The sequence below is a fragment of the Neobacillus niacini genome (assembly GCF_031456445.1).
GTDB lineage: Bacteria > Bacillota > Bacilli > Bacillales > Cytobacillaceae > Neobacillus > Neobacillus niacini_I.
The window spans coordinates 1-5,798 of the sequence record NZ_JAVDUQ010000073.1 but is presented as its reverse complement, the minus strand read 5'-3'; the positions used below and the strand labels follow the sequence as shown (position 1 = coordinate 5,798).

5 protein-coding genes and 1 pseudogene are annotated in these 5,798 nt (G+C 34.7%); 5 read left to right on the top strand and 1 reads right to left on the bottom strand.

Annotation, left to right across the window (positions count from 1 at the left end; genetic code table 11):
- Nucleotides 1-303: 303 nt before the first annotated feature.
- From J2Y67_RS27415 to J2Y67_RS27400, 4 genes are all read left to right on the top strand, one after another.
- Nucleotides 304-888, top strand: a complete 585-nt coding sequence (locus tag J2Y67_RS27415) for a hypothetical protein (RefSeq protein WP_310179328.1) — start codon at nt 304-306, stop codon at nt 886-888.
- Nucleotides 889-1,116: 228 nt separating this feature from the next.
- Entirely contained in the window at nt 1,117-1,326 is a 210-nt protein-coding gene (locus J2Y67_RS27410; protein WP_310179327.1) for a glycine zipper domain-containing protein, read from the top strand.
- A gap of 366 nt (nt 1,327-1,692) precedes the next feature.
- Nucleotides 1,693-1,893 (top strand): cold-shock protein, encoded by a 201-nt coding sequence (locus J2Y67_RS27405; RefSeq protein ID WP_028401851.1) that lies wholly within the window; start codon nt 1,693-1,695, stop codon nt 1,891-1,893.
- Between the two features lie 1,204 nt (nt 1,894-3,097).
- Nucleotides 3,098-3,448 (top strand): DoxX family protein, encoded by a 351-nt coding sequence (locus J2Y67_RS27400; protein ID WP_310179319.1) that lies wholly within the window; start codon nt 3,098-3,100, stop codon nt 3,446-3,448.
- A 173-nt stretch (nt 3,449-3,621) separates the two neighbouring features.
- Here the strand turns inward: J2Y67_RS27400 and J2Y67_RS27395 are convergent, their stop codons facing one another.
- Nucleotides 3,622-3,750 carry a hypothetical protein gene (locus J2Y67_RS27395; RefSeq protein ID WP_310179317.1) on the bottom strand — a complete coding sequence of 43 codons (129 nt, stop codon included), beginning with the start codon at nt 3,748-3,750 and terminating at the stop codon, nt 3,622-3,624.
- A 1,149-nt stretch (nt 3,751-4,899) separates the two neighbouring features.
- Between J2Y67_RS27395 and J2Y67_RS27390 the strand changes: the two are divergent.
- Nucleotides 4,900-5,724: pseudogene (locus tag J2Y67_RS27390) on the top strand (reverse transcriptase domain-containing protein); the annotation flags it as partial.
- Nucleotides 5,725-5,798 lie beyond the last annotated feature (74 nt).

The window sequence follows — 5,798 nt, the reverse complement described above, 5'->3', positions numbered from 1 at the left end:
TAGATGGAACGCGGAATGATGGGAAACTATCACGTTCCGTGCGGAGCAGGGGAAAAGCCGGAGATTACATCAAACGCTTACCTATTGCCAACTTTTGTTTAATATCTAAAATTATCAATAAGCCAAAAATATGCAAGTTTTTTCATTTCTTGCTTATTTTCGGCTTTTTTGCTTGAAAAAATATACTGCAATAAACAGCAATTTATTAATTGTCAAATACACTCATAAATTCAAATAATTAGGTAAAAATACATCTACTATCTTTACTTTGATAAATGGATTTAACATGAAGGAGCTTATAACATGACACTGAAAGTTTTATGCAGCATTTTTACTTTATGTGTTCTAATGGTAACAGGACAGCAAGCCCATGCAGAAAGAAATCTAATATCAAATAAGGAATCTGTAAAGAATGAAATAAACTACATATACCCTGAGAATAAAGAAAAAGTATTTACTGAAACTGTAGACCAATTTTATGAGGCATTAAGGAAAAGGAGTTATCCTGTTCATCAGGAGTTTTACAGAAAACATTATGAGTTTTACAAAAAACATAAGAATAAACTTGGAAACATGGATACTGCTCTTTTTAAAGATATGCCCGATGCATCAGTAAATTTTAGAAAAAAGGTACTGTTTCATGAGGTGGAAAAATTCAATTATATAACTTGGGATGGAAATAACATCCTTACTGACTATCCAGATATAGAAATTAAGTATAATCAAGCTGTCAGTCCAGATAGGCAGGTTTATTTTTTCTATTCCTTTAAGGATACAGATAAAGATTTCTATGGCAGATGTGCAGTATATGATGTAGAAACAAAAAAACTACTTGCTGGTGGACATACCTATATTAATAAGTACCCAAAAATAAGAAGTAAAAATTGAGCCAAATTCAAATCTTGGCTTTATTTAATTCTTTATGCTTGTTGCACTACCGGGTGCAATAGTTAAAGATCAAGTTGCAAAATTGGTGGCATTTTTGTTATTGTCTTGACGGTTAGGATATTTAAGGGAGTAAATTATTCATCGTGTAATTCTGTCTTTCGAGGACAAAATATGTTAAGGGATTGTACTGGAAAAGCACTGCCCATTTTTTAATAAGGAGTGAAATGAATGGCTGATAAAAACGAACTCAATCGAGTCGATAACGATACTGGTGAGGCTGTAGGTACTGTTGTTGGTGCTGTCTCTGGTGCTGCCGTGGGTTCTGCTTACGGTCCGATTGGTACTGTAGTAGGAGCAATTACAGGTGGAGTGATGGGTAACAATCTCGGCGAAGGAGCCGATGAAGCTAATGACGGTGATGCGAACCGAGAAGATTAGATTTATACAAAGAGGTACATGCATTAAGACTTTCAAAAAGGGAGTCTTTTTATTTTTCTATTAATTTATTCAGCTTTTTTAGGTAAATTTCCAAAAAAGATTGTGGATTGTTTCACTTAAAGTAACGGGTGCTTTACTTGAATAAGAACAACAAAAGAGTGCAAAACGAGATGTGTTAAATTCATGAGTGGCAAAAATGGTCGCTTGTATGTCTTCTTGCAAATACTGGTGAAAAATGTTAATATATATAAGAATTATTTTTGTTCGGTGTAAAGGATAGTATCAGTAAAACTTTTCGTCTTGATGATCACTGAGAGCAAGGATAGTAACACAATGTGTGTTTTTAAACACTAGGAGGCAACAAAAATGGAAAATGGTAAAGTAAAATGGTTTAACAGCGAAAAAGGCTTCGGATTCATCGAACGTGAAGGTGGAGAAGACGTATTCGTTCATTTCTCAGCTATTCAAGGCGAAGGTTTCAAATCTTTAGAAGAAGGTCAAGCTGTGACTTTCGATGTTGAGCAAGGTCAACGTGGAGCTCAAGCAGCTAACGTGCGTAAAGCTTAATAATAAACCTAAACTTAAGCAGGCTCTTTATAGAGTCTGTTTTTTATTTATCTTAAAAGCAAGAAACCCCACTCACGAATGAGTGGGGTACATGTAAACAGTAAATCAAATGGTAAACAAAGTGTATCACATAATCACGAATTATCCTAATTAACTTTGAATAAACATTTAAAAGCTTTTATAGAGAGTGGCTAAAATTGGCACTCTTTTTTGGTGTAACAACTAACGTTGCATGAGTTTAAGATCAGAGCTGTCATCGTGGCAGCCTTTTCTTATTCGACTAACTGGGCAGTTTAGTGAAATAACGATTTGACAATAAAAATAATTTTTAAAAAGCTAAAAATGTAATAGAATGGGATTTAAGAGGATGAAAAGGATTGCAATCATAGCTATTTAAATAAAGGCGGTATAATAAATGCGAATTTTGGAATTTTTTTTTGAAAAAGGAGAACCATCCAAGAAGGATATGACTTTTAAAGATAATTCAATTGCTTTTCTAATTTCTGTTGTCCTTTCAGTTGTAATTTTGTCGTGTCTTCGTGCCAACGGTATTAAAATCCATAGCGACAGTATTCGGGGATGGGTTATTTTTTTAGTAATATATTTCTTGAGTTTCTATACGATAAAATGGTCTAAAGGTAAAAAAATAAAATAGCATTGTGAAATATTACACTTAAACTATCTGGGTGCAAGAGTTGTAGATCAAGCTGTCATTGTGGCAGCTTTTCTTATTGCACTAAAGGGGCAGGTTAGTTGAACAAGAGAATGGATTTTTATGGTAGCATTAAACAAAAGGGAGGGGATGAGCGTGCATAAAAAGAAGTATTTTATTCTTATGCCACCTATGCTAATAATCGGGATATTTTTAATATACTTTCTTCCAGCAAATCAGAGACCTTATGTGTTTTCTGTTCCTATTGTTTTTTGGATAATTTATTACACGTGGATATATTTTGAAAGAAAACAAAAGGGAAAAACATAATTGGCTTTTATTGAACTACTGAAGTGCTTTTGTTTCACAACAAACGGACTGTTTTCGGCAGTCCTTTTTCATTACCCTTATTTAACTAAAGGGGCAGGTTAGTTGAAATTTTAACTTCATAATGATTCTATTAATGATAGAACATTGCATGGAATATATATCCATATAATCGTTGGGATGAGAATACCTCTAAATAAGATCAATAAAAAGGAGTGAGGATAGATGATAACTATTGTCATGCAAGTAATTTTAGCGTTTTTTATTTTAGTAGGAGGATTCATAAAACTTTTACGTATGCCGTTTCAGGTTGAACATTGGAGGCATTATCAATATCCATTATGGTTCATGTCTGTAATTGGATTGATTGAAATTATTGGAGCAATAGGTATGATTAGTGGTATCTGGATTAGCTACTTAACTATTGGATCAAGTGTATTATTTGTACTTCTCATGTTAGGAGCCATACATTCTCATATTTTTCGAGCACATCAATCAATTGTAATGATTATTCCTGCGACGATCTGTTTAATACTATCTATTGTATTGATTATTAAGAACATAACCTTTGCTTAAACTTGTTCGCAATTTTGGGGAAGTTTAATAAAAGAACTTACAGTTTAATTTCCTATTATAATATTACGTTAATTCCTCCTGTATAGTCAGAGGGGCTTTTGGTGCGGTGCTTCAAAAATGACAGTGTCGCTTTTTATTTATCGAGAATTAGTAAAGATTGTGAGACTTTACACTTAAACTATCGGGTGCAAGAGTTCAACAAGGGGCTGCGGTTGCGGCTCTTTTTCTTGTTCCGCTAACGGTGCAGGATAGTTCAATAAAAAGACAAGTTTATTGCGGGAAATAAATGGTATAATTTTCAAAAAGGGAGTGAAGGGAAGTGACTGTTAATTTGAATGAACATGTTAATAAAAGAATTGAAGAACTAACTTCATTTGGATATAAATTTCAATAATGAAGAGGTGATTTCATTGTCTCCGTTAATTATATTTTCTATCCTTTTTGTGATTATTGCTGTAGGAGCTTTGGCTATTAAAAAAAGATAGATATGCATTTTTAAATTAAGAATGTGCCCTCCTTTTAACATTTGAAGTTTCAATGTATTTCCCTTTTTTTATGTTAAAAGATACTAAAGATCGCAAATGGCTTATAGGTAAAGAAGTTCAATTACTGAAAGTTTGTGAAAAGTCTCACTTAAAGTAACGGGTGCTTATGTTGTGCGAAATGTTTCTGGCTTAAATTGAGATTGGTCACAATACTCAGGTAAAGGTCAGACAGTTCCTGGCGGAACTGAAGGGTTATATCGAAGAATCAAATGATGGGGTAACGCCCTGAAGGGTTCTCTCTTAGTCGAATAGCATTTGATTTAGTAAGAATGATTGTGTTATAAGCTCGGCGAAAAGGCGTGAGAAATTACCGCAGCAGTTCGGCTGCCGAAAGCCTACTCGATGGAGTGGTGTAATTCATGATGCTCGAGTTGAATGAATATGGTGAGGATGCGAATAAACCCAAGAGAAAAGGTTAAGCTGACGAACTTCTGAATGTACGGGTCTACAAGCACAATACATAGAAATGTGTATATCACCACAGCGTGAGGTTAGCAGTGGATGAGTAAAAATAACATATATGAAAGTCCATGATATGTTACAGGCATATGGATGGCTAACAGGCTTACAGGAAGCACCTAAGTTCATTCTATAATAGATATAATTCAACGTTGTAAGCTGATAACGTGGAGGGCTTACGCCCTATGAAGCGGTGATAAGGAAAGCAGTAATGAAAATAGCTACTGTATAACATTTCTTTGTATCAGTGAAAGTGGTGGCATAGTACCAATGAGAGGTCTAATCAACCTGGAGGGATAGCCACTAGACTAAAAAGGATCATTCAACCATGTAAGGCAGTTCTTTTTCGGTTAATAAGGTTCTTGTAAGACTAAAAGAGGTTCAACTCCTAAGGGAGTCACCGACTTGTTAAAACGGAAGAAACTGAGACACAGCGAATATTATGATATGCAAAATTGTTTTGACATTCTATATTCTCAAAGTGTTGATGGTCAAAATTTCTATGATTTAATGAAACTGATTAACTCTAATGAAAATATTCGTCTTGCTTATCGAAACATCAAAAGAAATACTGGGAGTAAAACAGCAGGGACAAATAAATTAACGATTGATGACATTAAGTATTTGTCAGTAAAAAAGGTAATTGAACACGTTCAGAGTATGTTCCAATTGTATACGCCAGAATGTGTTCGGCGAGTTTTCATCCCTAAAGCAAATGGAAAAGTAAGACCATTAGGGATCCCAACAATATGGGATAGGATTATTCAACAATGTATCTTACAAGTGTTAGAACCAATTTGCGAGGCAAAATTTCATAAACATAGCTATGGCTTCAGACCGAATAGAAGTACCCACCATGCGAAGGCAAGATTTGAATCGCTTATCAATATGGTGGGTCTTTATCATTGCATAGATGTGGACATAAAAGGTTTTTTCGACAACGTGAACCATAGTAAGTTACTCAAACAAATATGGTCAATGGGAATTAAAGATAAATCTTTACTCTCCATTATCTCGAAGCTATTAAAAGCAGAGATTGAAGGAGAAGGCTTGCCAACCAAAGGAACCCCGCAAGGGGGCATACTTTCACCCCTTTTATCCAATATCGTTTTAAATGAACTAGATTGGTGGGTTAGTAATCAATGGGAAACTTTTAAGAGTAACCATGACTATAAACATAAAGGAAGCAAAGTTAAGGCACTAAAGAACTCAAACCTCAAAGAATGTTACATCGTAAGATATGCGGATGATTGTGTGCCACGAAAGCAAGCAAAGTGTGCCTGACGGCACATCCGTAAGCTGTGCTGCACTCAAGATGAGAGTAGGCCTCTCGCAATCGCTATACA

Bases quoted from the DNA above. Each gene is read 5' to 3' on its own strand.
- J2Y67_RS27405 (WP_028401851.1), top strand. From the start codon at position 1,693: ATGGAAAATGGTAAAGTAAAATGGTTTAACAGCGAAAAAGGCTTCGGA.
- J2Y67_RS27400 (WP_310179319.1), top strand. From the start codon at position 3,098: ATGATAACTATTGTCATGCAAGTAATTTTAGCGTTTTTTATTTTAGTA.
- J2Y67_RS27415 (WP_310179328.1), top strand. From the start codon at position 304: ATGACACTGAAAGTTTTATGCAGCATTTTTACTTTATGTGTTCTAATG.
- J2Y67_RS27410 (WP_310179327.1), top strand. From the start codon at position 1,117: ATGGCTGATAAAAACGAACTCAATCGAGTCGATAACGATACTGGTGAG.